This window comes from Kosakonia sp. H7A (assembly GCF_003028445.1).
Taxonomy (GTDB): Bacteria; Pseudomonadota; Gammaproteobacteria; order Enterobacterales; family Enterobacteriaceae; genus Kosakonia; species Kosakonia radicincitans.
Window position 1 is genome coordinate 1 of the sequence record NZ_PYTZ01000120.1, and the last position, 449, is coordinate 449.

The 449-nt window shown below is 63.3% G+C and carries 1 protein-coding gene; it reads left to right on the forward strand.

Annotated elements, in window-relative coordinates; all coding sequences use genetic code 11:
* Positions 1-253: SDR family oxidoreductase (locus CWM66_RS28515; RefSeq protein ID WP_146159983.1), on the forward strand; the 253-nt coding region annotated here is incomplete at its 5' end.
* Positions 254-449: the final 196 nt, after the last annotated feature.

Consider the following 449-nt stretch of genomic DNA (forward strand, 5'->3'; position numbering starts at 1 on the left):
GGCGGCCATCGAATATGCGAAGAAGAAAATCCGCGTGAACGCGGTATGCCCGGCGGTGATCGACACCGACATGTTCCGCCGTGCCTACGAGGCGGACCCGAAGAAGGCCGAGTTCGCCGCGGCCATGCACCCGGTGGGGCGCATCGGCAAGGTCGAGGAGATCGCCAGTGCGGTGCTCTACCTGTGCAGCGATGGCGCGGCCTTTACCACCGGCCATGCACTGGCGGTCGACGGCGGGGCCACCGCGATCTGATGCCGATGGCCGGGGCCCGATGGAATCGACCTCCAGTGTCCTGAAAACGACCTCGGCGTAGCTTTTTGCCATTATTCCGATGTCAGAGACTTGTGCGCCGGTGCATGCCGTTGCGACCCTTCGCCAAGACAAGATGGCCCTATTGCCATTGGGGATTGGAAGGGGACTGCGCACCATGACTTCGGCCGCAAGTGGA